A 24,229-nucleotide genomic window follows, 5' to 3' on the forward strand; every position below is an offset into this window, starting at 1 on the left:
GCTTATAATGCGCGGCTCTTGCCCAGATGGCGGAATTGGTAGACGCACTAGTTTCAGGTACTAGCGCTGCGAGGCGTGGAGGTTCGAGTCCTCTTCTGGGCACCAGTTCTGCAGGAAAGCCGACCTTGAGTCGGCTTTTTTGTTGTCTGTCCATGTCATGCAGTCGTTGCAGGCAGGGACCAGCGAGCCGCTTTGCCAAAACCCGACTTGCCGGTATACTCCGTCCGCCTGCCCAGATGGCGGAATTGGTAGACGCACTAGTTTCAGGTACTAGCGCCGCGAGGCGTGGAGGTTCGAGTCCTCTTCTGGGCACCAGATCCAAGCAAAAGCCGGTCGTTCGACCGGCTTTTGCTTTTTCCAGCCCTCCGCGAGCCGCGGAACTCCCGCTCTCAGGCACCGAACGGATGGCGGCGCAGGATCGTTTCATCGCGCTCGGGACCGGTCGAGATCACGTCGATCGCAATCTCGCAAATCTCCTCGATGCGGTGCAGATACGCGCGCGCTTCCTGCGGCAGCGCCTCCCAACTCTGTGCGCCGAAAGTCGTGCCGCTCCAGCCCGCCATCGTCTCGAAGATCGGTTCGCAGCGCGTGACTTCCTCGGAGCCCATCGGCAGCAGATCGATGCGCCGGCCGTCGAGCATGTAGCCGGTGCAAAGCTTCAGCTCCGACAGGCCGTCGAGCACGTCGAGCTTCGTGATGCACAGGCCAGTCACGCCATTGATGATGATCGAGCGCTTCAACGCCCCGAGGTCGAGCCAGCCGCAGCGGCGCTTGCGCCCGGTGACCGTCCCGAACTCCCGCCCTTTCGACGACATCTGCTGTCCCGGCGTGTCGGCAGTCTCGATGTCGAGCTCGGTCGGAAACGGCCCGCCGCCGACGCGCGTGCAATAGGCTTTCGTGATCCCGAGCACATAATGCAGGCGCCCCGGACCGACGCCCGAGCCTGCGGCCGCCTGTCCGGCGACGCAGTTGCTCGACGTGACGAACGGATAAGTGCCATGGTCGATGTCGAGCAGTGTGCCCTGCGCACCTTCGAACAGGAGGCTGCCGCCGGACTTGTTGACCGCATACAGCTCGGCGGAGACGTCGGCGACCATCGGCCGGATCTCTTCCGCATCGGCCATCGCCTGCTCGAACACCGATCCGAACTCGACCGCTTCGGCACCGAGGTGCTGCGTCAGCACGAAGTTGTGATAGTCGAGGTTCGCGCGCAGTTTCGCGGCAAAGCGCTCGCGGTCGAACAGGTCATAGACGCGCAGCGCGCGCCGTGCGACCTTGTCTTCGTAGGTCGGACCAATTCCCTTGCCGGTCGTGCCGATCTTGTCGCCGGCACTTTTCGCCGCCTCGCGCGCGCGATCGAGCGCTGCGTGGTAGCCGAGGATCAGCGGACAGCCCGGGCTGATGCGCAGCCGGTCGCGCACCCTGATGCCACCGGCCTCGAGCGTACGGATCTCGGACAGCAGGTGGTGCGCATCGAGCACGACGCCATTGCCGATGTAGCATGCGACGCCTTCGCGCACGATGCCGGACGGCACAAGGTTCAGCTTGTATTCGTTCGCGCCGATCACCAGCGTGTGACCCGCGTTGTGCCCGCCCTGGAAGCGCACCACGCCGCGCGCATGATCGGTCAGCCAGTCGACGATCTTGCCCTTGCCTTCGTCGCCCCACTGCGTGCCGACAACCACTACGTTCTTAGCCATTTACTTCATTCTCCCTGAAGCGATTCGACCGTCCAGCGGCCCTCACGCCTGATCAGTTGCCGATCGCAACCGGCCTCGTTCCAGCTTCCGTCATGGCCGGGAAGTTCGGTCATCACGACCTCGCCCCGGCTGCGCAATTGTGCAACGAGCGCCTCCAGTGCGGCGTCGCCGCCGGCCGGCGCCAGGATCGCGCCGGGCTGCCCGACATCGGCGAGGCGCACCGCCAGTTCGCGCAAATCGAGGCTGAAGCCGGTGGCCGGCCGTCCGCGGCCGAAAGCTTCCCCAACGCGGTCGTAACGCCCACCGAGCGCAAGCGCTGCCGGCGAGCCTCCGCCGTAAGCCGCGAACACGACGCCACTGTGGTAATGGTAGCCGCGCAAATCTGCCAGATCGAAGCTGACCGGCAGATCGCCGAGCGCTGCGGCGAGGCGGCTCAGATCGTCCAGTGCCTCGCGGATTTCGGCGTCGTCAGGCAGGCACACCCGCGCCTTGTCGAGCACCTCGGCGCCGCCATAAAGGCCCGGCAATGCGAGCAGTGCGGAGCGCACCGGCTCGGCCACGCCGGCGACGAGCGCGTGCAGGTCCGGCAGGTCCTTCGCCTGGAGCAGGTCGAAGAGTTCCTCCTCGCGCCCCGGCACCATCCCGGCACGCGCGGCGAGCACGCGGAACAGACCGACATGCCCGAGGTCGATGCGGCTCGCCGGCACCTCCGCGAGGCGCATCACCTCGGCGAGCAGCCGGATGATTTCGATGTCGGCGTCGAGGCCGGCATGGCCGTACAGTTCGGCGCCGAGCTGCAGCGGCTCGCGCGTCGCGGTAAGCGTCGAAGGCAGGGTATGCAGGACGCTGCCGCAGTAGCACAACCGCGACACGCCGCGGCGGTTCAACAGGTGCGCGTCGATGCGCGCGACCTGCGGCGTCATGTCGGCGCGCACGCCCATCGTGCGGCCGGACAACTGGTCGACGAGCTTGAAAGTCCGCAGCTTGAGGTCCTGCCCGGCTCCGGTCGTCAGGGAGTCGAGATATTCGAGCAGCGGCGGCACCACCAGCTGATAGCCGTGGGAGCGGAACGCATCGAGCAGGCGACGGCGCAGACGCTCGATCTTGTCTGCCTCGGCCGGCAACGCGTCCTGGATGTGATCGGGAAGAACCCAGCGCATGATAGTCAGGAAAGGAGAAACAGCAGCACGACGCCGATCAGCATCGACGACAGTCCGATGAACCGGATCTGACCGTCAGCCATCTGCGCCAACCGCAAAAAAGTTTCGCGCCAGGCGGCTGGCGCGACAAAGGGCAGGATGCCTTCGATCACCAGCATCAGCGCGAAGGCCATCAACAAGGTGTTGCCCATCCGTTCAGTTCTTGCCGCCCCCGTCGGAATCCTTCATGAATCTGAAAAACTCCGAACTCGGGTCTACGACCAGCAGGTCGTTCTTGCTGTCGAAAGCCTGGCGGTAGGCCTCGAGGCTGCGGTAGAACGAGTAGAACTCCGGATTCCGGCCATACGCTTCGCCGTAGATGCCGGTCGCCTTGGCGTCGCCAGCACCTTTGGCCTGCTGCGCGTCGCGGTAGGCCTCGGCGATGATGACTTCGCGCTGACGATCCGCATCGGCACGTATCTTCTCCGCAATCGCACCACCTTCGGAGCGCAGCTCGTTGGCGACGCGCTTGCGCTCCGCCTCCATGCGGCGATAGACCGACTCCGACACTTCGAGCGGCAGATCGACCCGCTTGAGCCGCACATCGAGGATCTGGACGCCGATCTTGCGCGCGTCCTCGTCGGCACGCGTACGCATGTCTTCCATGATCTGGTCGCGTGCGCCGGACACCACGTCATGCACGGTGCGCCGGCCGAATTCCTCGCGCAGGCCCGAATTGACCGTCTGCAGCAGGCGGATGCGCGCGCGCGCCTCGTCCCCGGCCACCGAGACGTAATACAGCTTCGGGTCGATGATCCGCCACTTGACGAAATGGTCGACGAGGACGTTCTTCTTCTCCGCGGTGATGAAGCGCTCCGGCTCCGGCGTATCCATCGTCAGGATGCGGCGGTCGAAAAAGCGCACGTTCTGGATCATCGGCCACTTGAAGTTCAGGCCCGGCTTGTCGATGACTTCCTTGACCTCCCCGAGCTGGAATACGACGGCGAACTGACGCTGATCGACGGTAAATAGCGTCATTGACGCAAGGACGCCGATAAACAGCAGCGCGCCCGCAACGAGCGACATCTTGTCACGCATCAACGCTCTCCCCGCTCACGGTCACGCAACACATCGCGGCTGCGGGCATCGAAGGAACTGTCGGCCCGCGGGGTCGGGACGGGTGCGGCCGGGGGCGGAGGCGACGAAGTCACCGGCTCCTGCGCCTGCGCCGTTCCGACGCCCTGCAGCAGCTTGTCGAGCGGCATCAGGAGCAGATTCCCGTTGCCCTTCGCATCCACCATCACCTTGCTGGAATTCGACATCACGTGCTGCATCGTGTCCAGATACATCCGCTCGCGCGTCACCTCAGGTGCGCGCCGGTATTCCTCGAGCACCTGGGTGAAGCGACTCGCCTCGCCCTCGGCATTCGCGACTACCCGCTCCCGATAGGCGTTCGCCTCCTCGATAAGACGGGATGCCGTTCCGCGGGCGCGCGGTATCACGTCGTTCGCGTAGGCCTCGCCCTCGTTGCGCGCGCGCTCGCGATCCTGACCCGCTTTCACCGCATCGTCGAAGGCTGCCTGAACCTGCTCCGGCGGCTGCGCATTCTGCATCGTCACGCGACTCACCTGGATGCCCGTTTCGTAACGATCCAGAATTTTCTGGATCAGTTCGTGGGCGCTCGCCGCGATCTGCTCGCGTCCTTCATACAACACGAAGTCCATCTTGCTTCTGCCGACGATCTCGCGCATTGCCGATTCGGCGGCCTGGATCACCGACTCGTCCGGAAAGCGGTTGTTGAACAGGTAATTCTCCGGGCTGCTCAGCACGTACTGGACCGCGAACTGGATATTGATGATGTTTTCGTCATCGGTCAGCATCAGCGACTCGCGCAGCACCTTGTTGCGCTCGGTGCCGCGATAGCCGACCTCGACGGTCCGCACCCCGGTCAGATCGACGATCTCATTGCTCTCGATCGGATAAGGCAGGCGCCAGCGCAGGCCGGGATCGGTGGTCTGCACGAAGTTGCCGAAGCGCAGCACGACGCCGCGCTGGTTCGCGTCGACAATGTAGAAACCGCTCGCGAGCCAGACGATGAAAATCAGCGCCAGCAGCGCGCCGATTCCGCCGCCGAACTGGCGGAAAGAAATCTGCGGCATCTGCGGTCCGCCGCCGCCTCCACCGCTGCCGCCGTTGCGTCCGCCGCGCTTGCCACCGAACATGCTCGACAGCCGCTGGTTGAAATCACGCCAGATGTCTTCGAGATCCGGGGGACCCTGGTTCCCGCCGCGATTTCCGTCGCCGCGCTTGCCGTCGTCATTCCCCTGGTTGCCCCAGCGAGGGTCATTGAGTGACATTAGAACGCCTGTAATCACGTTTGAATAGGATCGATGTCGGTAAGATTCGGCGAAGATCCCGCAGGATCTTCCGGGGCAGCCGCAGCCGCACGTGCCGCTTCGGCCAGAGCATCGCGCAGCAGGCCCAGTCCTTCGCCTGTCCTGGCGCTCAAAAAAACGCGGTCGATCTTACCATATTCATCCCGGTTGGCCGCCGCTTCGGCCTGGGTGAGGTCGATCTTGTTCATCACCATGATCTGCGGCACGTCGCCCGCGCCGATCTCGACGAGCACGCGATTGACCGCATCGACTTGCGCTTCACGGTCCTCGCTGGCTGCATCGACGACGTGCAGCAACAGGTCGGCGCTGGCGGTTTCCTCGAGCGTGGAGTGAAAAGCCGCGACCAGGGAATGCGGAAGATCGCGGATGAAACCGACGGTATCCGAGAGCACGACATTCCCCCCCTCGCCGACATACAGACGGCGCGAGGTCGTGTCGAGCGTCGCGAACAGCTGGTCGGCCGCGTACGCACCGGCTTTCGTCAACGCGTTGAAGAGCGTCGATTTGCCGGCGTTCGTGTACCCGACGAGGGACACCGACAGCACGCCCCGCCCCAGCCGGCCGCGCCGACGCACGCGGCGCTGCTTCTCGATCCGGGCCAGCCGCTCTTTCAGCGTCCTGACCCGCATGCCGAGCAGGCGGCGGTCGGTTTCGAGCTGCGTCTCGCCCGGCCCGCGCAGGCCGATGCCGCCTTTCTGCCGCTCGAGGTGAGTCCAGCCGCGGACGAGCCGTGTCGACAGGTGGTCGAGCTGCGCGAGTTCGACCTGCAGCTTGCCTTCGTGGCTGCGCGCGCGCTGCGCGAAGATGTCGAGGATCAGTGCAGTGCGGTCGATGACACGGCACTCGAGCGAACGCTCGAGGTTGCGCTGCTGTGCCGGCGACAGCGCGTGATTGAAAATGACGAGGTCGGCGTCATGAACGCGCAACGCCTCGGCAATCTCGTCGACTTTCCCGCGCCCGGCGAACAGCGCCGGATCGGGCTTTGCACGCCGCCCGCCGATGACCGCTTCGACACTCGCGCCCGCGCTGACGGCGAGCAGCCTGAGTTCGGAAAGGCGTTCGTCGAGTGCCCCCTGATTCAGATCGAGTTGAACAAGAACGGCCCGCTCACCGGAAGCAGGACGCTCAAACATGGAGACTCGACAAAGCCGGGAATGACTGCTCGATGGATCGGGACTCAGCTATTGCCTTCACCCGAATCCTGCTGCTGGATATTGACCGGACGTGCAGGCACGACCGTGGAGATCGCATGCTTGTAGACCATCTGGGTAACGGTGTTCTTCAGCAGAACGACGTATTGGTCGAAGGATTCGATCTGGCCCTGCAGCTTGATGCCATTCACCAGGTAAATCGCGACCGGCACATGCTCCCTGCGCAAGGTATTCAGAAACGGGTCTTGTAGAAGTTGCCCTTTATTGCTCATTTTAAAACCTCGAAGCTCTATCTTCTTGTGAATGTAAAGGATTATATGCTGCGCCGCAATATTGGCGCCGGCACGTCCTCCCGGTGCGGAGCCTATTCTTTCCCTATAAACGGATTGTGCGCAGTACGGAATTGTATCCGCAACGGCGTTCCCTGCAGCTTGAACGCCTCCATGAAGGTCCGTTCGAGATAGCGCACGTACGAGGTCGGCACATGATCGAGTGCCGCGCCGTGAATGACGACCACCGGAGGGTTGTTGCCGCCCTGATGCGCATAACGCATCTTCGGCCGGAAAACCCCGTGGCGCGGCGGTGCCTGTTTCGCGAGCGCAGCCTGCATCGTGCGCGTGAGGCGCGGGGTCGACAGGTTGACCATCGCAGCGGCATACGCTGCGTCGACCGACTTCATGACTGCGGCAACGCCCGCGCCCTTCAGTGCCGAAATGTAGTGAAAGCGCGCGAACGAGAGGAAATTGAGCTTGCGCGTGAGGTCCTGCTTGATGAGCTCGCGGCGGTAGTCGTCGACGTCGTCCCATTTATTGACTGCGACGACCAGCGCGCGTCCCGCCTCGAGGATGAATCCCGCGATATGCGCATCCTGGTCGGAAATATCCTGCGATGCGTCGAGCACCAGGACGACCACATTCGCCTGCTCGATCGCCTGCAGCGTCTTGATCACCGAGAACTTCTCGACCGCCTCGAACACTTTGCCGCGCCGGCGCAGGCCGGCCGTATCGATCAGCGTGTAGTGGCGCCCGTCGCGTTCGAACGGGATCGCGATTGCATCGCGTGTCGTGCCCGGCATGTCGAACGCGATGACGCGCTCCTCGCCGAGCAGGCTGTTGACGAAAGTCGACTTGCCGACGTTCGGACGGCCGACGATCGCGATCCGTGGCGTGCGCCCCTCGTCCTCTTCGGGCTCCACATCCGGCGGAAAGGCGCCGAGCACGAGGTCGAGGAGCTGTTTCACCCCCTCGCCGTGGGAGGCGGAAACCGGCAGCGGATCGCCGAGCCCGAGCGCATGGAATTCGGCCGCGACCATCGTCCGCTCCATGCCTTCCGACTTGTTGACGACGAGATAGACCGGGCGCCCGGCGCGGCGCAGGCGTGCAGCGATCTGTTCGTCATGAGGCGTGAGGCCGCTGCGGCCGTCGACCATGAACAGCAGCGCGTCGGCCTCGGCGATCGCCTGCTCGGCCTGCCGTGCCATCTCGTGCATGATGCCGTCCTTGGCGACCGGATCGAAGCCGGCCGTGTCGACGACGAGATAATCGCGGTCGCCGACGCGGCCGATGCCGTAGTGGCGGTCGCGCGTCAACCCGGGCTGGTCGGCCACGAGTGCGTCACGGGTTTTCGTCAGCCGGTTGAACAGCGTGGACTTGCCGACGTTGGGCCGGCCAACCAGAACTATTGTGGGTTTCAAGCGCTCATTCCCGCCTAGCGGACTTCAAAGACGCGGATGTTGCCGTCACGCGTCTGGATGACAAAACCCTGGGCACCGAAGCGGCGCGGATCGGCAACGATCGCGCTGTCGTCGGCACGCGCCCGCGCCGCGAAAGCGCCGCTCTCGCGGTCGAGGAGATGCACGTACCCTTCCATGTCGCCCACGGCGACGAAGTTCCCCGCGACAAGCGGGCGCGATACGGTCCGTCGCGCCAGCGCATCCTGTTTCCACGCGCTCGCGCCGCTGCCGGCCTCCAGCGCATGGACGGCGTCCCTGTCGTCCGTGATGTAGACAAAGCGCGCGTCGCGGTCCATGCCCGCGCTGCTCGAGAACTCGCGCGACCAGATCGCGTTGCCGTTGGTCGCGTCGAAGCACGCCGCGCGTCCCTGATAGGCCACCGCGCACACTTCCCGCCGGCCGAGCACCGGCGTTCCGGCGACGTCGGCAACCCGCTCGAGTTCGGTCGCGCCGCGCGGCGTCGCCACCGTCAGCTCCCACAGCGGCCCGCCGTTGGCGAGATTGACCGCGACCAGCTTGCCTCCCGGATAACCGACGAGCGCCACACCGCCTTCGATCGTCATGCCGGCGAAACTGCGCAGCGCCAGCGGCGGCGTCGGCCGCTGGAACACCCAGCGCCGACTGCCATCGCGAGCGTCAAGCCCGATCAGGCGGCTGTCGGATGCGCGCACGACCACCACCGCGTCCCCGACCGCGGGCGGGGCGAGGACTTCAACTCCTGCCGGAACTCGCCAGCGCGGCTCACCGGTCGCTGCGTCGTATGCGACCACTTCGCCGCCGGTCGTCACGACCACTGCCAAGCGGCCGTCGCTGCCGACTCCGGCAGACAGGCGCTTGCCGACTTTCGCCGTCCACACGGCTTTTCCGTCCTGGTAGCGCGCGACCGTGCCGTCGTGCGCCGCCGCATAGACTTCCTCGCCGACGACGGCCGGCTGGAACACGTACGGCCCCGACGAGCCGACTTCCGCCTGCCAGACCGTGTGCAGCTCGGCCGAAGGCTTGAAGGCGACGAGCTCCGCCGGCTCGGGTGTCGACGACGCAAAAGGATTCAGCGACGAGCAGCCGGCGGAAAGCGCGAGCGAGCCCGCGAGCAGCAGGGTGACCAGAGGACGCGTCATCGCTCAGCCCTCCAGCGCCTGAAGCTTCACGCGCACCACTTCGCGCAACGTCTCGCCGCCTTCGGTGCCGCCCTGCGCAATCGCATCCAGCGCGCCCTGGTAGGCGCTGCGGGCTTCGGCCAGCTTGCCGTTCGCGGCCAGCACGTCACCGCGCAGATCGGCGAAACGCCCTTTCAGCGCTGCATCCGGCTCGGCTTGCAGCCGGGCGAGCGCATCGGCATGGGCGCCTTCGTCGAGCAACACGCTCGCGAGTCGCAGCCGCGCGATGTCACGCAGGACCGCGTCGTCGCCGTGCTCCACCAGCCACTCGAGCTGGGCACGCGCGTTCTTTCCCTCGCCGGCGCTGAACTGCACGCCGGCCGACAGCAGCGCGGCCATTTCGGCATAGACGGTGCCGGAGAATTTTTCGATGATCTGCCCGGCGGCCTCGCGGGCCTTCTGCGCGTCGCCTCGCTCGGCGGCCTGCTGCACAACAAAATACAGCGCGCCGGCCTCGCTCGCCTGCTTGTTCTGGTACCACCTGAAGCCTTGCCAGCCGACCGACGCGAGCGCCGCCGCCACTGCGAGCGTCGTCACGAGCTTGCCGTACTGGGCCCACCAGGCCTTCAGCTCGGAAATCTGCTCCTGTTCTTCCAGGTCATAAACTGCCATCTTCTTCCTCATTTTCCGTGAACAGGCATTCGGCCACTGCATTGGCGAGGCCATCGAGCGCGACGCGCTGCTGGCCGCCGGGGCCGCGCAACGGCTTCAGGCCGACTTCCCCCGTCGCCGCCTCGTCGTCACCGATCACGACTGCGACCGGCGCCCCGCTTGCGTCCGCTTTCTTCATCTGCGACTTGAAGCTGCCGCCGCCGCAATGCATCAACACCGCGAAACCATGGCTGCGCAGGGCCTCGGCGGCGCGAAACGCGAGGCGCTGAGCCTGCTCGCCGAGGTGGACGACGTACACGTCCGGCTGGGCCGGTTCGGCCTCGCCGCCGCTTTCGCGCCATAGCGCGAGCAGCCGCTCGATGCCCATCGCGAAACCGGCCGCCGGCGCCGGACGGCCGCCGAGCTGTTCGACGAGACCGTCGTAGCGGCCGCCCGCGCACACCGTGCCCTGCGCGCCGAGCCGCGTCGTGACCCACTCGAACACGGTACGGTTGTAATAGTCGAGGCCGCGCACGAGCCGGTGGTTGATGCGGTACGGCACGCCAGCGTCCTTGAGCAGCACCTGTACGCCATTGAAGTGCTTCAGCGAGTCCTCGCCGAGGAAATCGAGCAGCTTGGGCGCGTTATCGACGAGGTCCTGCAGTTCGGGGTTCTTGGTGTCGAGGATGCGCAGCGGATTCGTATGCAGGCGCCGCCTGCCATCGTCGTCGAGGCGCTCGCGATGCCTCTCGAGGTACGCGACGAGTTCCGCCCGGTGGCGCGCCCGTTCGTCGGAGGAGCCGAGCGAGTTCAGCTCCAGCCTGACGTCCTCCAGCCCGAAATCGTCCCACAGGCGCGCGCACATCAGGATGTGTTCGGCGTCGATATCGGGACCGTCGAAGCCCAGCGCCTCGACGCCGATCTGGTGAAACTGGCGGTAGCGCCCTTTCTGCGGCCGCTCGTGGCGGAACATCGGGCCGTGATAGTAGAGGCGCTGCGCGCCGGCGGACAGCATCTTGTGCTGGATCGCCGCGCGCACGCACGATGCCGTGCCCTCCGGGCGCAGCGTCAGTTGTTCACCGTTGAGCGCGTCCTCGAAAGAGTACATTTCCTTCTCGACGATGTCCGTGACTTCACCGATCGCGCGCTTGAACAGCGGCGTCGGCTCCACGATCGGCATGCGGATCGGCCGGTAGCCGTAGCTGCGCAACCAGTCGCGGACGATATCTTCGAAATGCTCCCAGGCTTCGGCCTCGTCGGGCAGGATGTCGTTCATCCCGCGTACCGCCTGCAAGGCCTGAATCATCGGTTTTTTTTCTGTCATAAGCTGACGGTTCAGCCCGCCTTTTTCACGTATCTGGTGGCCACGTAGTCGTCGACGATGGCCTTGAATTCGGTGCCGATATTGTCGCCGCGCAGCGTGACGGTTTTCTCGCCATCGACGAACACCGGTGCCGCGGGAGTCTCGCCGGTGCCGGGCAGCGAGATGCCGATGTTGGCGTGCTTGCTCTCGCCCGGCCCATTCACGACGCAGCCCATCACCGCGACGGTCATGTTCTCGACGCCGTCGTACTGCTCGCGCCACACCGGCATCTGGTCCCGCACGTAGGACTGGATGCCCGACGCCAGTTCCTGGAAGAAAGTGCTGGTCGTGCGCCCGCACCCCGGGCACGCGATCACCATCGGCGTGAACGCGCGCAGGCCCATCGTCTGCAGGATTTCCTGCGCGACGACGACTTCCTGCGCGCGGCTGCCGTTCGGTTCCGGCGTCAGCGAGATGCGGATCGTGTCGCCGATGCCTTCCTGCAGCAGTACCGCGAGCGCCGCGGTCGAGGCGACGATGCCTTTCGACCCCATTCCCGCTTCGGTCAGCCCGAGGTGCAGCGGATAGTCGCAGCGCGCCGCCAGATCGCGATACACCGCGATCAGGTCCTGCACGCTCGACACTTTCGCCGACAGGATGATGCGGTCGCCCCCGAGCCCATATTCTTCGGCTTTCGCCGCCGACTCCAGCGCCGAGACGACGAGGGCTTCGCGCATCACCGCGTTCGCGTCGCGCGGCTGTGCGAGCTTCGCGTTCTGGTCCATGACGCGCGCCAGCACCGACGGATCGAGGCTCCCCCAGTTCACGCCGATGCGCACCGGCTTGTCGTGGCGGCACGCGATGTCGACGATCGCGGCGAACTGCGGGTCGCGCTTCGCGCCCGCGCCGACGTTGCCCGGATTGATCCGCAGCTTCGCCAGCGCCTCGGCGCAGGCCGGATGCTCGGAGAGCAGCTTGTGCCCGTTGTAGTGGAAGTCGCCGACGAGCGGCACGTCGACGTTGAGCGCCAGCAGGCGATCACGGATATGCGGCACGGCTTTCGCGGCCGCCTCGTTATTGACCGTGATGCGCACGAGCTCGGAGCCGGCGCGGGCGAGCTCGGCGACCTGCATTGCGGTTCCGAGCACGTCGACGGTGTCGGTGTTCGTCATCGACTGCACGACCACCGGCGCGTTCGAACCGATGCTGATGCGCCCCACCCTGACCTGCCGGGTCTTGTGACGGACGAGTGATCCCGAAGAAGAATTCGTTGCCATTTCAGCTCACTTCACGGTCAGCTTTGCGACGCCGACGCGAATATGGGGAACAAGGTCCAGCGGCTGGCCGCGAAATTCCGTCGTGACCTTTTGCGCGTTGCCGACGACGAGCCCGAACGGCGGCTGGCCCTGGACCGTACGGGTGCTGCCCGCCGCATTGAGGCCGGAAAAAATGACCTTCCCCGTCGCGTCGCGCACCTCCACCCACGATTCACCGGCAAAACGAAACACGAGGTGTTCGACGCCCGGCAGTCCGGCGGGAACGGTGGTGGTCGCCCTGTCTTCCGCAATGGACGCGGGAGCGGCTTCCGCCAAAGGCGCCGCGGCGGGCGCCTGCGGCGGCACGTCGTTCGCCGCCACGCCATCCGGCGTCACCGCAGCAGGCGAGGACAGTTGCGGCGCCACGTCGGGCTCGGCCGCGGACGGAGGTTCGAGCGGCACCGGCAATGGCGTTGCCTCCCCTTCGGACGGCGCCAATTCGACAGTCGCGGTTTCGGTATCCGGCATCTGGAACCAGTCGAAAAACCATCCCGCGACGACAACGGTCAATAAGGCGCCGGCAACCAGCGCTGCCGGCAGACGAGCGGAACGCGCCGCCCTGCCGCTCGGCATCACACCTTCGGCATTCGACAGCGGAGCGAGTTCGACCGGCATCGCAGCGGCGTTTTTTGCGAGGCCGGCGAGCAGCGCGGCCGGATCGATCCCGAGATACCGCGCGTAATTGCGCAGAAAGCCGCGAACAAACGCCGGCCCTGGCAGCAGCTCGAAGCGCTCGGCTTCCATCGCCTCGATCTGCCGGGAAGTCAGTTTCAATGCGTACGCGACGTCGCCTACGGTCTCGTGGCGGGCTTCGCGTGCACGCCGCAGGATCTGTCCGACAGATGCGGCAGCAGCCGGCTCGACCGGGGTCGCGTCCTCTTCACGATGAACGTCGTTCACTCGTAATTTCCCTGTTTCATTGCCCGATGTTCCCCGCTATCGGCAAAACGGCCGCGCAGTTGCGCCGCGTAGCTCGACTCGGCCTCACGATTGCCGAGTTTGCGCTCGGTGCGCACACCGAGCCATACGGACTCCGCTGACGGCTCGCTTTGCTGGTGCAACTGCACGAGATGGTTCCGCGCAAGCTCGTAGTCGCCGCGGCGGTAGGCGATCGCGGCAAGGTGGTAGAGCGCCTGCGCGTTGGATGGGTCGAGCTCTGCCGCGCGCTGGAACTCGGCCTCGGCCGCAGCATCGTTGCCGCGCCGCAGATGGCACAGGCCCGCGTTCGCGTAGGGCCGTGAAGGCGTGCGGTAATAGGGGTTGCGCGCGGCGAGCGCGAGCCGTTCGAGCCCTTCCGCTTCCTGCCCCGACACGCACAGGAACCAGCCATAGCTGTTGTTGAATTCGGGGTCGTTCGGCGCCTTCTGCAGTGCGCGCTGGAAATTGTCGCGCGCCGCGTTCCGGTCGTCGATGAACATATAGACGAGACCCATCAGGTGATACGCCGGCGAGTACGCGGGATCGCTCGCGAGAGCCGCCCGCCCCTCGTCGAGCGCAACCGCGTAGCGCCCGACTTGTAGATAGGCCATGCCGAGATCCACGTGGACCTTGGCGCTCGCCGTCGCCGGATTCGTCGCCGGCACGTCGGAGACCGGTCGCTCCGCGATCGGGCGTCCTGCCCCCGATGGGGCCGCGCACGCAGTCAGCCCGAACACGACAGCGCAAAGGAGCAGCCGTCCCGCGAACCGGCGCATCCTCAGCGGCCCTCCATCGGCTTCACCAGCCTGACCGTGCGCCGCGACCGGTCCTGCACTTGTCCGGCGAGCTGCCCGCAGGCCGCGTTCACGTCGTCGCCGCGCGTCTTGCGGGTCGTCGTGACGATGCCAGCGTCGATGAGGATCGCCGCAAAGCGCCGGATGCGTTCGGCCGGGGAACGATCGAAGCCGGAGTTCGGAAAAGGATTGAACGGGATCAGATTGAACTTGCACGGCACGTCGCGCACCAGTTCGACGAGCGCGCGGGCGTGTGCGTCCGAGTCGTTGACGTCGTCGAGCATGACGTATTCGAAGGTCACGAAGTCGCGCGGCGCCCGTTCGAGGTAGCGCTGGCACGCTGCCATCAGCTCGCGCAACGGATATTTGCGATTGATCGGCACGAGGCGGTCGCGCAACGCATCGTCCGGCGCATGCAGCGACACTGCCAGCGCGACCGGGCATTCGTCGCGCAAGCGATCCATTGCCGGGACGATGCCGGATGTCGACACCGTTACGCGGCGGCGCGACAGTCCGTACGCGTGATCGTCGAGCATCAGCCGCAGCGCAGTGACGACGTTGTCGAAGTTCGCGAGCGGTTCGCCCATCCCCATCATCACGACGTTGCTGATGACACGGCCGTTGTGATCCTCCTCCGGGTCAGAGGATCGCCACGAGTCGGATTGGACGCCCTTGGCGTCCGCAGCACGATGGTCCAGCTTGGTCGCGCGGGACGCGTGGTCGGGCCCGCCGTCCCCGTCCTTCGAACCTGCCGGCGACGCGCTGCCGCCGAGGAGCCGGTTCGCGAGCCACAGCTGGCCGATGATCTCGGCCGCCGAAAGGTTGCGATTGAAGCCCTGCTTGCCGGTCGAGCAGAACGCGCAGTCGAGCGCGCACCCGGCTTGTGACGAAATGCACAGGGTGCCGCGATTCGTCTCGGGAATGAACACCGCTTCGACCGCGTTCGCGCTGCCGACGTCGAGCAGCCATTTGCGCGTCCCGTCGACCGATACCGCATCGCGAATCGCGCGGGGCGCGCGGATGCAGGCTTCTTCGGCGAGCTTCGCGCGCAGGCTTTTCGCCACGTCGGTCATGTTGCCGAAATCGGTTTCGCCGAAACGGTGCATCCAGCGCATCACCTGGCGCGCGCGAAAAGGCTTCTCGCCCCGTTCAGCGAACCAGGTGACGAGACCGTCGACGTCGAAATCGAGCAGGTTGACCGGTGTAAGCATCTGCGTTCCGTACAGCTCCCATAATGCAATCGGCCCGCTATCGATGAAGATGCGCGGGCCGATGCGCGGGCTCTCCCCGTGAGGGGTTCAGCGGGTGTAAACGTTCATGCCGGGAAAGAAGAACGCAATCTCGACTGCCGCCGTTTCCGGCGCATCGGAACCATGGACCGCGTTCGCGTCGATGGATTCCGCAAAATCCGCACGAATCGTGCCGGCATCGGCTTTTTTCGGATCGGTGGCGCCCATCAGGTCGCGGTTCGTCGCAATCGCGCTCTCGCCTTCGAGCACCTGGATCATCACCGGCCCGGAAATCATGAAGGACACGAGATCCTTGAAGAACGGGCGCTCCTTGTGCACGGCGTAGAACTGGCCGGCTTCGCGCTCGGACAGATGCACCATCTTCGACGCGATGATCTTCAGGCCTGCATCTTCGAAGCGCTGGTAGATCTTGCCGATCACGTTCTTCGCGACGGCGTCGGGCTTGATGATGGACAGGGTACGTTCGATTGCCATGAAAAACTCCGGATGGACGATAAGCGGGAAAAAGCGCAGCGAAGGATTCTAGCAGTTTTTCCCTGCCCGCTCCCAGCAACGAAAAGCGCCGGTCCAGCCGGCGCTTTTCCACTGGGCGGGGTGAGTCGTGCTTACAGCATCGCCTTCAGCAGCTTGGCCATCTCCGACGGGTTGCGCGTCACCGTGAAGCCGCACTCTTCCATGATCGCGAGCTTGGCGTCAGCAGTGTCCGCACCACCCGAGATCAGCGCACCGGCGTGGCCCATGCGCTTGCCGGCCGGCGCGGTGACGCCGGCGATGAAGCCGACGATCGGCTTCTTCATGTTGGCCTTGCACCACTGCGCCGCTTCGGCTTCGTCCGGACCGCCGATCTCGCCGATCATGATCACCGCATCGGTGTCCGGATCGTCGTTGAACATGCGCATCACGTCGATGTGCTTCAGGCCGTTGATCGGGTCGCCGCCGATACCGACTGCCGACGACTGACCCAGACCGATTTCGGTCAGCTGCGCGACGGCTTCATAGGTCAGCGTGCCCGAACGCGACACGACACCGATGCGGCCCTTGCGATGGATGTGACCCGGCATGATGCCGATCTTGATCTCGTCCGGCGTGATCAGACCGGGGCAGTTGGGCCCCAGCAGCAGCGTTTCCTTGCCGCCCTTGGCCACTTTCTGCTTCATCTTGTTGCGCACGATCAGCATATCGCGGACCGGGATGCCTTCGGTGATGCAGATCGCCAGATCCAGGTCGGCCTCGCAGGCTTCCCATATCGCATCGGCGGCACCGGCCGGCGGCACGTAAATCACGGACACGGTCGCGCCGGTGGCCTGCTTGGCGTCCTTGACCGAGCCGTAGATCGGCACGTCGAGGATCTTCTCACCGGCCTTCTTCGGGTTCACGCCGGCGACGAAGCAGTTCTTGCCGTTGGCGTACTCGATGCACTTCTCGGTGTGGAACTGGCCGGTCTTGCCGGTGATGCCCTGGGTAATGACTTTGGTGTCTTTGTTGATCAGGATGGACATTCACACTCTCCTTACTTGACCGCCGCGACGATCTTGGTCGCAGCTTCCGCCATCGTGTCGGCGGCGATGATCGGCAGGCCCGACTCGGCGAGGATCTTCTTGCCGAGGTCTTCGTTGGTACCTTTCATGCGCACCACGAGCGGGACGGAGAGATTGACTTCCTTGGCTGCGGCGACCACGCCGGTGGCGATGGTGTCGCACTTCATGATGCCGCCGAAGATGTTGACCAGGATGCCCTTGACCTTGGGGTTCTTGAGCATGATCTTGAACGCTTCGGTGACCTTCTCGGTCGTCGCGCCGCCGCCGACGTCGAGGAAGTTGGCCGGCTCGGCGCCGAACAGCTTGATCGTGTCCATCGTGGCCATCGCCAGACCGGCGCCGTTCACCAGGCAGCCGATGTTGCCGTCGAGCGAGATGTAGGCGAGGTCGAACTTCGAGGCTTCGATCTCGTCCGCATCTTCTTCGTCGAAGTCACGGAAATCGACGATTTCCGGGTGACGGTACAGGGCGTTCGAATCGAAGTTGAACTTGGCGTCGAGCGCCTTGATGTTGCCGTTGCCTTCGAGGATCAGCGGGTTGATTTCCGCCAGCGAGGCATCGGTTTCCATGTAGCAGGTGTACAGGCGCTTCAGCGCATCCACGGCCTTGGCGACTGAAGCTTCCGGCACGCCGATACCGCGCGCCAGGTTCTCGGCTTGTGCGTCGGTCAGGCCGACCAGCGGGTCGACGAATTCCTTGAGGATCTTCTCGGGCGTGCTGTGCGCGACTTCCTCGATGTCCATCCCGCCTTCGGAGGAGGCCATGATCGCGACCTTCTGGGTGGCGCGATCGGTCAGCGCCGCGACGTAGTATTCCTTCTGGATGTCGGCGCCTTCTTCGATCAGCAGGTTGCGCACCTTCTGGCCTTCGGGGCCGGTCTGGTGCGTCACGAGCTGCATGCCGAGGATGTCGCTTGCGTGCTGGCGGACTTCATCGAGCGAGCGGGCGAGTTTCACGCCACCGCCTTTTCCGCGCCCGCCCGCATGGATCTGCGCCTTGACGACCCAGATCTTGCCGCCCAGTTCTTCAGCCGCCTTGACTGCGCCATCCACCGACACGGTGTGGAAACCGCGCGGCGTGACGACGCCGTACTTTCTCAACAGCTCTTTTGCCTGATACTCATGAATCTTCATGGTTGCCCTTCGATCGAAGACGCGACGCGCAAGCGGCGCGAACAGGTTGATGGGACGCTTCGGAGCTTCGCTCCGCGACGGGCGCCGTCTCCCTCGTCCGACGCACGCCGCTGCCGGCCGGACACTGCAGCCCGGCCCCGTCTCATGACTCGCCCCCTCACCGGGCGCGATCGCCGCAAGATCGCCGGATTATAACCGGAATTGCGCAGTGCGGAATTTCAGCCGGGCCCGTGTACCCAATAGGAATTACGAGTCTTTCGCCCGCTCCCGATGCCACTTCGGGTAGTACAGGCGCACAGTCTGCGTCGAGGTCTCCAGCGCGTGGCAACGGTCGAGCTGGAACGGCTTCTCGCCCCCGTCCTCGTTGTCGCGGCGAAAAGTGGCCAGCGTCTGGATTGCCACGGTGGGCAGGCTCAGCAACAACTCTGTCATGTGGGAGCAACCGCGGACGTCGCTGAACATTTCGCCGACGGTCCGGCGAAAACCGTGCATCAGGTTCAGGCCGATGAGTTGCCGGTAGGCCGGCGCGATGGTCTCGCAGCCACCCGGATACGGCACGCGCTCGGAACAGGCTTCCGCGTCGACGATCGTGAAATCGGCGTCGAGGGTGACGCGCACCCTCATCTCGTGGATCGCGTCGCCAGCCCGGCGGACACCGGAAGCGAGCACATAGTCGAGATCTTTCGTGTCCCGCAGGCAGGCTTCGAGCTCGAGCATTCCGTCGTCGCGCCGGTACCCTTCGACGCTTATCTGGCGCAGATGGGCTTTCTGGCGGGGAACACGCGGAGGAGGAAGGGGCATCTTCACGTACGGCAGCGTATGGGACGTCGATACTACCGTGAATTCCGCAGTCGTGGCTGAAGCGCCAACGCAGGATACGAACCCTGCGAGGCAGCGGCGACCCGTGGCGGGGCAGAGAGCCGCAAACCGAATCGGGTGTTTTCCGAATTACTGCACACCGCGCTGAAGAATGCCCGCCCCCTGCACATGTAGGCTGTTTAAAATGGCGGCACCAATTGATACAAACTGTAACGCCTCCTTGCCCACTGCAGCGTCGACGAGCCGACCATGAACAGAACCGCGCACCTGGCCGTCTCCTTTTCCGTTGTGCTGAGCGTCACCGCGCTCGCGCCATCGCCGGGCATGGCCGCCGTCGCGCTTGGCGAGCCGGTGGCGTTGTCGGCGATCGGAGCACCGCTGCGCGTGGAGATCGCGATCGCCGGCGGGGAGCCGGCGCGCGCCCGCGAATGCCTGAAGCTGACGCCAGGTACCGTAGAAGGCGGCGTGCCCTGGGTACGGGACGCGCGGATAGGCATCGTCGGGCACGGTCACGCGGCGCGCATTGTCGTGTCCGGAACGGCCCCGGTCGCCGAGCCGATCGTGCAACTCGGGATCGAAGATACGTGCGACGCGCACCTGCGGCGCGAGTACACGCTGCTGCTGCCCTTCCCCGATTTTCCGCCGGAGGTGCCGGCGATTCCCGCAGCGATCGGGCACGACGCCGAAACACGCGCCGCACCACCCGAGCCCTCCGCCACCAGGACAAAACCGCGGACTGTCCCGGGTGCGGGCACGTCCTCCGTGCAATCTGCGCGTTCGGCAAGAATGACAACGCGAACTCCCGCGCCCGCATCCGCCATCAGAAGAGAACCCCGCCTCCGGCAAGAAGGCCATCGGCTTCCCTCCGGTCCGGAAGTTCGCCGTGAAGACGGCTTGCGTCTTAGCAGCGCCCCCCTCAAGACGGAGCCAACCGGGGCGGCAACGGACGCCGGGCAGGATCAGTTACAGCGCGAACAAAACGCGATCGTCGCGATCGACCGGACGATCGTCGCCCAGCTCGAACTGAACGAACGCATCCGCCGGCTGGAGCAAATCCAGGCGGCGATGATGGAGCGATTGCGCGCAACTGCCGATCCCGCTTCCAGAACGAGCGCAATCGCCCCCTCCGCAGCGGTGCCGTCGGCAACGCCCGCCTCGTCACCGCGCGGCTGGATCGTTCCGGCGACGGCGCTCGCCACCCTGTTACTCGTCCTGGCCGGAGGGGGACTGTGGCTGCGCAGACACCGGAGGGACGACGCAACCCGCTCCGGTCCGACCCGATTTGCGAACACTCCATCGCTTCCTGGCCTGTCCGGACGACTCGACGCCCCGTCCGCAACACCTGACACTCCCGCCGCGCCGGCCTCGGCAGGACCCGGATTTCCGCTGTCTGCAGCAACTTCCGTCCCGGCCCGCCCGCCCGTTTCCCCACCTGAATACCCGCGTCCGGAGCTCCCGGCGGCGCTCCTCGTCGAGGACGATGCGGAAGAGCATGAATCGGCGATCGAACTGGCGGAAATCATGATGGCTTTCGGCCGCGTGCAAGGAGCGGCCGAGACGCTCGCCGAGTTCATCGAGTCGAACCCGAAGAAAGCCGTCACGCCGTGGCTGAAACTGCTCGAAGTGTATCGTGCCGCGGGATTGCGGCCCGAGTTCGACACGCTCGCGCGACAGCTGAACAAGACGTTCAACGTCAAGGCGGTAACCTGGGACACGTTCGACGAAGCGCGCCGGCCGACGGGCACGATCGAACAGATGTCTCACGTCATGGGCCGGATTCAAAACCTGTGGGGAAGCCGCGACTGCCAGGCCTACCTGGAGAACCTGCTACGCGACAACCGCGACGGCATGCGGGAAGGCTTCCCGCTCAGCGTGATCGACGAGATCCTCATTCTTGCCGGCGTTCTCGAAGAGCACCTCGGTCCGTATCAGCCGGACGTCCGGAAGGAGCTGTCCCTCTCGTCCTGACCCCGCGGCTGCTGCGAACGGCCGGGCGGCGATCAGACCGGATTGTCGAGATCGGCAAACCGGGCGTCGAGCCCGAAAGCGTCGGACAGATATTGCGCGAGCGCGTGCACGCCGTAGCGCTCCGTCGCGTGATGCCCGGCAGCGATGAAGGCGACGCCGGATTCGCGGGCAACATGCACCGTCTGCTCGGAGATTTCCCCGGAGACATAGAGATCCGCTCCCGCGGCAATGGCCTCCTCGAAATAACCCTGGGCACCGCCGGTGCACCATGCCACCTGCCGGACGACGCGCTCGGGGTCGCCGACGAGCAACGGCTCCCGACCAAGCCTCGCAGCGAGCGAACGGGCGATATGGCCGGCGCTGTTCGGCTGCAGCGGGGTTCCGATCCAGCCCAGTTCCTGATCGCCGAACCGTCCTTCCCCGTGCCAGCCCAGCAGCTTCCCCAGTTGAGCGTTGTTGCCGAATTCCGCGTGGGCATCGAGCGGGAGATGGTAGGCGAGAAGACTGATATCGTTGCGCAGCAGCCCGGCGAGGCGCCGCTTGCGGATCCCCGTGATGCGGCCGTCCTCGCCGCGCCAGAAGTAGCCATGGTGCACAAGCAGCGCGTCGGCGCCTTCGGCGACCGCCAGATCGACCAGCGCCTGGCTCGCCGTCACCCCGCACAACACCCGTCTCACCTCCGCGCGTCCTTCCACTTGCAATCCGTTTGGGCAATAATCCCTGAATCGCGCGATATCCAGCAGTTCATTCAGATGGGTTTGCAGCTCGATGAGTTGCATGCGCTCTCCGCTCACCAACTTGTCCGGTTTTGTCCGATTCCTCCGCGAGTGGCTGTGCAGCCGCTCGCGCATCAGAGCAACATTATGCGCCGCCTGTGGCTGACTTTCGCGCAGGCCGTGACGATCAGCGTCGCGGTGCTGTTTGTCCTCACCACCCTGAAGCCCGAGTGGCTCAAAGGCACTGCGCCGTCCTCGGTGGTGGAAATCCTCGAAGCCCCCGGCGCCGCCTCCGCTTCGGCCGCCGTGGCCCCGGGTTCGTACGCGGAAGCCGCCCAACGCTCGATGCCGGCGGTGGTGCACATCTACACGACAAAGGACGTCGCGCGCCCGCGTCATCCGCTTCTCGACGATCCGATCTTTCGTCATTTCTTCGGCGAGCGCCAGGACAACGCGCCGCCGCAGCGCGCGTCGGGGCTGGGCTCGGGCGTCGTCGCGAGCCCCGACGGATTCATCCTCACGAACAATCACGTGATTGAAGCCGCGGACGAGATCGAGGTCGCACTCAACGACGGGCGGAAATTCCCCGCCAAGCTCGTCGGCCGCGACCCGGAGACCGATCTCGCGGTGCTGAAGCTCGAAGGCAACGGAAAGCTTCCGGCGATCACGTTTGCGGCAACTGACGCCGTCGAGGTCGGTGACGTCGTGCTCGCGATCGGCAATCCGTTCGGGGTCGGCCAGACGGTAACGATGGGAATCGTTTCGGCACTCGGCCGCAGCCAGCTCGGGATCAATACCTTCGAGAACTATATCCAGACGGATGCGGCGATCAATCCCGGAAACTCCGGCGGCGCACTCGTCGACAGTCACGGGAACCTCGTCGGAATCAATACCGCGATCTATTCGCGTTCGGGAGGCTCGCTCGGTATCGGTTTCGCGATACCGGTCTCGATTGCGCGAAACGTCCTCGAACAGATCGTTTCCACCGGGGAAGTGACGCGCGGCTGGATCGGCGTCGAGATACAGGAAATAACTGCCGAACTGGCCGAATCCTTCGGTCTGCCGAAAGTCGATGGCGCCCTGATCGCCGGGGTGCTGCGCGGCAGCCCGGCCGAACGCGCAGGAATCCTGCCGGGCGACGTGCTGCTCAGCGTTGACGGGACGTCGGTGCATGACCCCCGGGGAATGCTGGAAACTGTCGCAGCCCTGCCCCCGGGACACGAAGCCCTGTTCCGCCTCCGCCGCCCGACTGGCGAAATCGAGCTGAAAGTACAGATCGGACGCCGACCGACACCCCCTGCCGAGCGCTGATCGCGCTTGCGCGTCCAGCGGCGGCCCTTGCTTATTTCCGGTCGGGCTCCGGCGCTTCGAGGCGATCGAGGTCCGGCTCGACTCGCTCAGGTTCTTCCGTTCCCGCCCGCTTGCTAACGAACTTCGCCAGCAGGATTCCCACTTCGTAGAGCAGGCACATCGGCACTGCGAGCATGAACTGCGACACCACATCGGGAGGCGTGATGATCGCCGCGATGACGAACGCGCCGACAATGACGTAGGGCCGGACTTCGCGGAGCTTGGAAATGCTGACCACCCCTGCCTTGACGAGCAGGATCACCGCCACGGGAACTTCGAACGTCAGGCCGAAGGCGATGAACAGGGTCATCACGAACGACAGATACTGTTCGATATCCGGCGCGGGGACTATGCTCTTCGGCGCGAACTCGGCAATGAACTTGAAGACGGTACCGAACACGAAGAAATAGCAGAAGGCCATGCCGAGCAGAAACAGCAGCGTGCTGCCGAGCACCAGCGGCAGGCCGAGGCGGCGCTCGTGGGCATACAGTCCCGGGGCGATGAACGCCCAGGCCTGATAGAGCACGAAAGGCAGCGCGAGAACGAAAGACACCATCATGGTGACTTTGACCGGCACGAAAAACGGCGTGACCACGCCGGTGGCGATCATGTGCGTGCCTTCTGGCAGCGTATTCATCATCGGCTTGGCAAGCAGGTCGTAGATCTCGCCCGCCCAGGGCATCAGGCAGACGAACACCACGATGACCGCGACCATCGCCCGCAACAGCCGGTCGCGCAGTTCGACGAGATGCGAGATGAAGGTTTCTTGAAGCTCGCTCATGCTTTCTCCGGCCCCGACCCGGGAACAGCCGCCGGCTCCCTGCCCGCCGAAGCGGCATCACCGTGCGGCGCAAGGGACATGGGAGCGGGAGCAGCCGGCGCTTCCACCGCGTGAGTGAGCGGCACGGGAGCCGCATCGACCGTCACGCCGGATTTCACCTCCGCGACGGTCTTATTCACGTCCGCCTCGATTTTTGCCGCCTCGCCACGCATCGACGATTCCAGTTCTCGTGCCTGTTGTTCGACCTGCTGTTGCAGCGCCTTGAGCTCTTCGAGCTGCATTTCACGCTTGATGTCCGACTTCACATCCGAGACGTAGCGCTGCAGCCGGCCCAGCAGGTGACCAGCGGTGCGGGCCACCTTCGGCAGGCGCTCCGGGCCGACGACGATCAGCGTCACCACTGCGATGACGATGAGTTCCGAAAAACCGAAATCAAACATGATCTAGCTGGTTGTCCCGCCTGGATGCTGCGCTAGC

The 24,229-nt window shown here is 65.1% G+C and carries 24 protein-coding genes and 2 tRNA genes; 4 read left to right on the forward strand and 22 right to left on the reverse strand.

Features of this window, described 5'->3' with window-relative positions:
* Positions 1–20 precede the first annotated feature (20 nt).
* Both EBN1_RS03435 and EBN1_RS03440 read left to right on the forward strand, forming a co-directional pair.
* A tRNA-Leu gene (locus tag EBN1_RS03435) sits at positions 21–105 on the forward strand.
* A 125-nt stretch (positions 106–230) separates the two neighbouring features.
* Positions 231–315, forward strand: a tRNA-Leu gene (locus EBN1_RS03440).
* 74 nt (positions 316–389) lie between these two features.
* On the opposite strand, the gene EBN1_RS03445 is transcribed toward EBN1_RS03440, so the two are convergent.
* The 19 genes from EBN1_RS03445 to EBN1_RS03535 form a co-directional block, all read right to left on the reverse strand.
* Positions 390–1,700 (reverse strand): adenylosuccinate synthase, encoded by a 1,311-nt coding sequence (locus EBN1_RS03445; RefSeq protein ID WP_011236515.1) that lies wholly within the window; start codon positions 1,698–1,700, stop codon positions 390–392.
* Positions 1,701–1,705: 5 nt separating this feature from the next.
* Positions 1,706–2,860, reverse strand: a complete 1,155-nt coding sequence (locus tag EBN1_RS03450; RefSeq protein WP_011236516.1) for an ATP phosphoribosyltransferase regulatory subunit — start codon at positions 2,858–2,860, stop codon at positions 1,706–1,708.
* A gap of 5 nt (positions 2,861–2,865) precedes the next feature.
* On the reverse strand, positions 2,866–3,051 hold the full coding sequence (locus EBN1_RS03455) for a DUF2065 domain-containing protein (RefSeq protein ID WP_011236517.1): 186 nt from the start codon (positions 3,049–3,051) through the stop codon (positions 2,866–2,868).
* Positions 3,052–3,055: 4 nt separating this feature from the next.
* The gene (gene hflC / locus EBN1_RS03460; protein ID WP_011236518.1) at positions 3,056–3,937 is read right to left on the reverse strand and encodes a protease modulator HflC; all 882 of its coding nucleotides are present in this window, start codon (positions 3,935–3,937) and stop codon (positions 3,056–3,058) included.
* Positions 3,937–5,196 carry an FtsH protease activity modulator HflK gene (hflK, locus tag EBN1_RS03465; RefSeq protein WP_011236519.1) on the reverse strand — a complete coding sequence of 420 codons (1,260 nt, stop codon included), beginning with the start codon at positions 5,194–5,196 and terminating at the stop codon, positions 3,937–3,939. Before hflK ends, hflC begins: the two co-directional genes overlap by 1 nt.
* A gap of 14 nt (positions 5,197–5,210) precedes the next feature.
* Positions 5,211–6,368 (reverse strand): ribosome rescue GTPase HflX, encoded by a 1,158-nt coding sequence (gene hflX, locus EBN1_RS03470; RefSeq protein WP_011236520.1) that lies wholly within the window; start codon positions 6,366–6,368, stop codon positions 5,211–5,213.
* Between the two features lie 44 nt (positions 6,369–6,412).
* Positions 6,413–6,658, reverse strand: coding sequence for an RNA chaperone Hfq (gene hfq / locus EBN1_RS03475; RefSeq protein ID WP_011236521.1), 246 nt, complete (start codon positions 6,656–6,658; stop codon positions 6,413–6,415).
* 92 nt (positions 6,659–6,750) lie between these two features.
* Complete coding sequence (gene der, locus EBN1_RS03480) at positions 6,751–8,079, reverse strand: ribosome biogenesis GTPase Der (RefSeq protein WP_011236522.1); 1,329 nt, start codon at positions 8,077–8,079, stop codon at positions 6,751–6,753.
* A 14-nt stretch (positions 8,080–8,093) separates the two neighbouring features.
* Positions 8,094–9,236 carry an outer membrane protein assembly factor BamB gene (gene bamB, locus EBN1_RS03485; protein ID WP_011236523.1) on the reverse strand — a complete coding sequence of 381 codons (1,143 nt, stop codon included), beginning with the start codon at positions 9,234–9,236 and terminating at the stop codon, positions 8,094–8,096.
* Positions 9,237–9,239: 3 nt separating this feature from the next.
* On the reverse strand, positions 9,240–9,887 hold the full coding sequence (locus EBN1_RS03490; RefSeq protein WP_011236524.1) for a tetratricopeptide repeat protein: 648 nt from the start codon (positions 9,885–9,887) through the stop codon (positions 9,240–9,242).
* Positions 9,874–11,172: a histidine--tRNA ligase gene (gene hisS / locus EBN1_RS03495; protein ID WP_041646893.1), complete on the reverse strand. Its 1,299-nt coding sequence runs from the start codon at positions 11,170–11,172 to the stop codon at positions 9,874–9,876. The genes EBN1_RS03490 and hisS overlap by 14 nt, the downstream gene beginning before the upstream one ends.
* 29 nt (positions 11,173–11,201) lie before the next feature.
* Positions 11,202–12,446, reverse strand: coding sequence for a flavodoxin-dependent (E)-4-hydroxy-3-methylbut-2-enyl-diphosphate synthase (gene ispG / locus EBN1_RS03500; RefSeq protein WP_011236526.1), 1,245 nt, complete (start codon positions 12,444–12,446; stop codon positions 11,202–11,204).
* Positions 12,447–12,452: 6 nt separating this feature from the next.
* Complete coding sequence (locus tag EBN1_RS03505; RefSeq protein ID WP_011236527.1) at positions 12,453–13,385, reverse strand: RodZ domain-containing protein; 933 nt, start codon at positions 13,383–13,385, stop codon at positions 12,453–12,455.
* Positions 13,382–14,179, reverse strand: a complete 798-nt coding sequence (gene pilW / locus EBN1_RS03510) for a type IV pilus biogenesis/stability protein PilW (RefSeq protein WP_011236528.1) — start codon at positions 14,177–14,179, stop codon at positions 13,382–13,384. The genes EBN1_RS03505 and pilW overlap by 4 nt, the downstream gene beginning before the upstream one ends.
* Before the next feature lie 2 nt (positions 14,180–14,181).
* Positions 14,182–15,408, reverse strand: a complete 1,227-nt coding sequence (gene rlmN, locus EBN1_RS03515; RefSeq protein ID WP_011236529.1) for a 23S rRNA (adenine(2503)-C(2))-methyltransferase RlmN — start codon at positions 15,406–15,408, stop codon at positions 14,182–14,184.
* 87 nt (positions 15,409–15,495) lie between these two features.
* Complete coding sequence (gene ndk / locus EBN1_RS03520) at positions 15,496–15,921, reverse strand: nucleoside-diphosphate kinase (protein ID WP_011236530.1); 426 nt, start codon at positions 15,919–15,921, stop codon at positions 15,496–15,498.
* A 131-nt stretch (positions 15,922–16,052) separates the two neighbouring features.
* Positions 16,053–16,946, reverse strand: a complete 894-nt coding sequence (gene sucD / locus EBN1_RS03525; protein ID WP_011236531.1) for a succinate--CoA ligase subunit alpha — start codon at positions 16,944–16,946, stop codon at positions 16,053–16,055.
* Between the two features lie 11 nt (positions 16,947–16,957).
* Complete coding sequence (gene sucC, locus EBN1_RS03530; protein WP_011236532.1) at positions 16,958–18,118, reverse strand: ADP-forming succinate--CoA ligase subunit beta; 1,161 nt, start codon at positions 18,116–18,118, stop codon at positions 16,958–16,960.
* 246 nt (positions 18,119–18,364) lie between these two features.
* The gene (locus EBN1_RS03535) at positions 18,365–18,919 is read right to left on the reverse strand and encodes a DUF2889 domain-containing protein (protein ID WP_011236533.1); all 555 of its coding nucleotides are present in this window, start codon (positions 18,917–18,919) and stop codon (positions 18,365–18,367) included.
* A gap of 267 nt (positions 18,920–19,186) precedes the next feature.
* Here EBN1_RS03535 and EBN1_RS03540 point away from each other — a divergent pair, with 267 nt between their 5' ends.
* A complete protein-coding gene (locus tag EBN1_RS03540) occupies positions 19,187–20,905 on the forward strand; it encodes a type IV pilus assembly protein FimV (RefSeq protein WP_049780165.1) in 1,719 nt (572 codons plus the stop codon).
* A gap of 32 nt (positions 20,906–20,937) precedes the next feature.
* Here the strand turns inward: EBN1_RS03540 and EBN1_RS03545 are convergent, their stop codons facing one another.
* Complete coding sequence (locus EBN1_RS03545; protein WP_011236536.1) at positions 20,938–21,684, reverse strand: Nif3-like dinuclear metal center hexameric protein; 747 nt, start codon at positions 21,682–21,684, stop codon at positions 20,938–20,940.
* 84 nt (positions 21,685–21,768) lie between these two features.
* Between EBN1_RS03545 and EBN1_RS03550 the strand changes: the two genes are divergently transcribed.
* Complete coding sequence (locus tag EBN1_RS03550; RefSeq protein WP_011236537.1) at positions 21,769–22,932, forward strand: Do family serine endopeptidase; 1,164 nt, start codon at positions 21,769–21,771, stop codon at positions 22,930–22,932.
* A 31-nt stretch (positions 22,933–22,963) separates the two neighbouring features.
* Here the strand turns inward: EBN1_RS03550 and tatC are convergent, their stop codons facing one another.
* Together tatC and tatB are read right to left on the reverse strand one after the other, a co-directional pair.
* Entirely contained in the window at positions 22,964–23,752 is a 789-nt protein-coding gene (gene tatC, locus EBN1_RS03555; protein WP_011236538.1) for a twin-arginine translocase subunit TatC, read from the reverse strand.
* Positions 23,749–24,192 carry a Sec-independent protein translocase protein TatB gene (tatB, locus tag EBN1_RS03560; RefSeq protein ID WP_011236539.1) on the reverse strand — a complete coding sequence of 148 codons (444 nt, stop codon included), beginning with the start codon at positions 24,190–24,192 and terminating at the stop codon, positions 23,749–23,751. Before tatB ends, tatC begins: the two co-directional genes overlap by 4 nt.
* Positions 24,193–24,229: the final 37 nt, after the last annotated feature.

This window comes from Aromatoleum aromaticum EbN1, from assembly GCF_000025965.1.
Classification (GTDB): domain Bacteria; phylum Pseudomonadota; class Gammaproteobacteria; order Burkholderiales; family Rhodocyclaceae; genus Aromatoleum; species Aromatoleum aromaticum.

What these genes read in the sequence shown, in the direction of transcription:
- hflX (WP_011236520.1), bottom strand. Translation starts at nt 6,368, where the DNA reads ATGTTTGAGCGTCCTGCTTCCGGTGAGCGGGCCGTTCTTGTTCAACTC.
- hisS (WP_041646893.1), bottom strand. Translation starts at nt 11,172, where the DNA reads ATGATTCAGGCCTTGCAGGCGGTACGCGGGATGAACGACATCCTGCCC.
- hflK (WP_011236519.1), bottom strand. Translation starts at nt 5,196, where the DNA reads ATGTCACTCAATGACCCTCGCTGGGGCAACCAGGGGAATGACGACGGC.
- ispG (WP_011236526.1), bottom strand. Translation starts at nt 12,446, where the DNA reads ATGGCAACGAATTCTTCTTCGGGATCACTCGTCCGTCACAAGACCCGG.
- pilW (WP_011236528.1), bottom strand. Translation starts at nt 14,179, where the DNA reads ATGCGCCGGTTCGCGGGACGGCTGCTCCTTTGCGCTGTCGTGTTCGGG.
- EBN1_RS03450 (WP_011236516.1), bottom strand. Translation starts at nt 2,860, where the DNA reads ATGCGCTGGGTTCTTCCCGATCACATCCAGGACGCGTTGCCGGCCGAG.
- EBN1_RS03445 (WP_011236515.1), bottom strand. Translation starts at nt 1,700, where the DNA reads ATGGCTAAGAACGTAGTGGTTGTCGGCACGCAGTGGGGCGACGAAGGC.
- tatB (WP_011236539.1), bottom strand. Translation starts at nt 24,192, where the DNA reads ATGTTTGATTTCGGTTTTTCGGAACTCATCGTCATCGCAGTGGTGACG.
- EBN1_RS03540 (WP_049780165.1), top strand. Translation starts at nt 19,187, where the DNA reads ATGAACAGAACCGCGCACCTGGCCGTCTCCTTTTCCGTTGTGCTGAGC.
- EBN1_RS03545 (WP_011236536.1), bottom strand. Translation starts at nt 21,684, where the DNA reads ATGCAACTCATCGAGCTGCAAACCCATCTGAATGAACTGCTGGATATC.
- hfq (WP_011236521.1), bottom strand. Translation starts at nt 6,658, where the DNA reads ATGAGCAATAAAGGGCAACTTCTACAAGACCCGTTTCTGAATACCTTG.
- EBN1_RS03535 (WP_011236533.1), bottom strand. Translation starts at nt 18,919, where the DNA reads ATGCCCCTTCCTCCTCCGCGTGTTCCCCGCCAGAAAGCCCATCTGCGC.
- rlmN (WP_011236529.1), bottom strand. Translation starts at nt 15,408, where the DNA reads ATGCTTACACCGGTCAACCTGCTCGATTTCGACGTCGACGGTCTCGTC.
- EBN1_RS03490 (WP_011236524.1), bottom strand. Translation starts at nt 9,887, where the DNA reads ATGGCAGTTTATGACCTGGAAGAACAGGAGCAGATTTCCGAGCTGAAG.
- hflC (WP_011236518.1), bottom strand. Translation starts at nt 3,937, where the DNA reads ATGCGTGACAAGATGTCGCTCGTTGCGGGCGCGCTGCTGTTTATCGGC.
- sucC (WP_011236532.1), bottom strand. Translation starts at nt 18,118, where the DNA reads ATGAAGATTCATGAGTATCAGGCAAAAGAGCTGTTGAGAAAGTACGGC.
- bamB (WP_011236523.1), bottom strand. Translation starts at nt 9,236, where the DNA reads ATGACGCGTCCTCTGGTCACCCTGCTGCTCGCGGGCTCGCTCGCGCTT.
- tatC (WP_011236538.1), bottom strand. Translation starts at nt 23,752, where the DNA reads ATGAGCGAGCTTCAAGAAACCTTCATCTCGCATCTCGTCGAACTGCGC.
- sucD (WP_011236531.1), bottom strand. Translation starts at nt 16,946, where the DNA reads ATGTCCATCCTGATCAACAAAGACACCAAAGTCATTACCCAGGGCATC.
- ndk (WP_011236530.1), bottom strand. Translation starts at nt 15,921, where the DNA reads ATGGCAATCGAACGTACCCTGTCCATCATCAAGCCCGACGCCGTCGCG.
- EBN1_RS03455 (WP_011236517.1), bottom strand. Translation starts at nt 3,051, where the DNA reads ATGGGCAACACCTTGTTGATGGCCTTCGCGCTGATGCTGGTGATCGAA.
- EBN1_RS03550 (WP_011236537.1), top strand. Translation starts at nt 21,769, where the DNA reads ATGCGCCGCCTGTGGCTGACTTTCGCGCAGGCCGTGACGATCAGCGTC.